Origin of the sequence: Streptomyces sp. 13-12-16 (assembly GCF_002114215.1) — a bacterium.
Classification (GTDB): domain Bacteria; phylum Actinomycetota; class Actinomycetes; order Streptomycetales; family Streptomycetaceae; genus Streptomyces.
In genome coordinates, this window is the sequence record NZ_NCTE01001287.1 from 1 (window position 1) to 2,111 (window position 2,111).

At 72.6% G+C, this 2,111-nt stretch carries 3 protein-coding genes; all 3 read left to right on the forward strand.

Going from position 1 to position 2,111, the window contains the following annotated elements; genetic code table 11:
• Window positions 1–184 (forward strand): cytochrome P450 (locus B7767_RS39480; RefSeq protein ID WP_143652914.1); only part of this gene is annotated, 184 nt, incomplete at its 5' end.
• A 224-nt stretch (window positions 185–408) separates the two neighbouring features.
• Window positions 409–1,116 carry a flavodoxin family protein gene (locus B7767_RS39485; RefSeq protein ID WP_085576140.1) on the forward strand — a complete coding sequence of 236 codons (708 nt, stop codon included), beginning with the start codon at window positions 409–411 and terminating at the stop codon, window positions 1,114–1,116.
• Window positions 1,113–2,111 (forward strand): phenylacetate--CoA ligase family protein (locus B7767_RS39490; RefSeq protein ID WP_085576141.1); only part of this gene is annotated, 999 nt, incomplete at its 3' end. The genes B7767_RS39485 and B7767_RS39490, both read left to right, overlap by 4 nt.

Consider the following 2,111-nt stretch of genomic DNA (forward strand, 5'->3'; position numbering starts at 1 on the left):
CCTGAGCTTCGGCGCGGGCCCCCACTACTGCCTCGGCGCCCCCCTGGCCCGCCTGGAGGCCCGGATCGCCCTGCCCCGGCTGCTGCGCCGCTTCCCGCGCCTGACGGCCGCCGCCTCCCCCGTCTACCGCGACCGGTGGGTCGTCCGCGGACTCGACACGTATCCCCTCGTGCTCGGCGCCTGACCTGCGCCGCCGCCCCTCCCGCACGCCCGCGGGGCCGGGATTTTCGCACAGCATTTAGAGAGATGCGCCCTCACGCCCGCAGACGTGACGATTCAGGTAAGTCGGCGGGCCTCCCACGACGACTTGGCGAAGCCGAGCATCCCGCCCTCCGCGCCCTGCTCTCCGGCAGCCCACCGCCGACTGCGCCGGAACCGCCGAATCTTCGCTTTCGAAGGAGTCATCTCGTGACAGCACCACTCAGGATCCTGGCGATCAACGGATCGGAGCGTGACGGCAACACCGCCGACGTCCTGCGGTACGCCGCCGGGGTCGCGGCGCGGCGCGGGGTCGAGTTCGAGACGGTCGATCTGCGCTCCGTCCGCATGGACCGCTGCGGCCCGTGCGGTGACTGCAACACCCGTACGGTCCCCTGCGCGGTGGAGGACGGCGTCGCCGACGTGGTGGCCAGGATGATCGAGGCGGACGGCATCGTCTTCGCCGCGCCGGTCCACGGCTTCGGCACCGCCAGCCTCATGCAGACCTTCATCGAGCGGGCCGGGGTCGGCCACCTGCGCTTCGACCGGCCGCTGACCAACAAGGTCGCCGGCGTCGTCTCCGTCGCCCGCCGCTACAGCGCCGGCGAGGTGTGGGCGCAGCTCACCGTCAACGCCCTGCTCAACCGGATGATCGTGGTGGGCAGCGGGTTCCCGGCCACCGTGCACGCCCTGCACCGCGGCGACGCGCTGAAGGACGACGAGGGACTGACCAACGTCTCCCGGCTCGTGGACCGGATGATCGACATGATGGAGCTGCTGGCCGAGCACCGCAGGCTCACCGGTCAGGACGGCCCGATCCACACCGGCGAGGTCAACGAACGCGTGGGACTCGCCCTGAACGCCGCCGAGTTCGAGGACACCCCCGAGCCCGCCCTCACCGCGCAGGCCCGGCCGTGACCGCCGACGGCACCGACGCCTTCCTCGCCGCCCACCGCCGGATCAGCGACTCCTTCCACGACGGCACCCTCACCGAGCGGGCGCTGGCCGACTGGCACGCCGAGCGGCTGACCGCCGTACTGCGGCACGTCACGGCACGCTCCCCGTTCTACCGCCGCCACCTGGCCGGCGTGGACATCGAGGCCGTCACCCCCGCCACGCTCACGACGCTGCCCTTCACCACCAAGGACGACCTGCGCCGCGAGATGTACGACGTCCTGTCCGGGCCGCTCGCCGACGCGCGGATCTACTACGAGACCAACGGCACCACCGGGGCCGCCACCCCCTGCCCGCGCGGCGCCCGCGACATCGCCGCCTCCAACACCGCCGTGGAGCAGTCCTGGCGCCACCTGCTGCGCACCCGCTTCGGCGACCGCAAGCCCGTCGTCGGCCTCATGGGGCCGTCCGAGCTGTACGCGTTCGGCGACGTGTTCACCGACGTGGCCGCCACCCTCGACCTCTGCCACGTCAAGATCTGGCCCGAGTCGCCGCGCGTCGGCTTCAAGAAGGCGCTGCGCCTCATCGAGGAACTCGGCGTCGAGGTCGTCGTGTGCGCGCCCGCGCTGTGCCTGAGCCTGGCCAAGGCCGCCCTGCACCACGGCTACGACCCGGCCGCGCTGCCGGTGAAGCTGTTCCTCGTCCTCGGCGAGATCTGCACCCCGCAGTTCGCGGCGAACGTCTCCACCGTCTGGCCGCAGGCCGTCGTACGGCCCGCCCTGTACGGCTCGCAGGAGGCCCTGTGCATCGCCTCCGGCGCCGACAGCGGCGCCCTGCACCTGTCCTCGCCCAACTACCTGGCCGAACTGGTGGACCCGGACACCGGCGCCCCGCTCGGCCCGTACGGCACCGGCGAACTGGTGCTGACCATGCTGGTCGACGGCATCAAGCCGCTGATCCGCTACCGCACCGGGGACCTGGTCCGGCTCACCCCCGCCCCGCCCGGCTCCGCCCTGCCC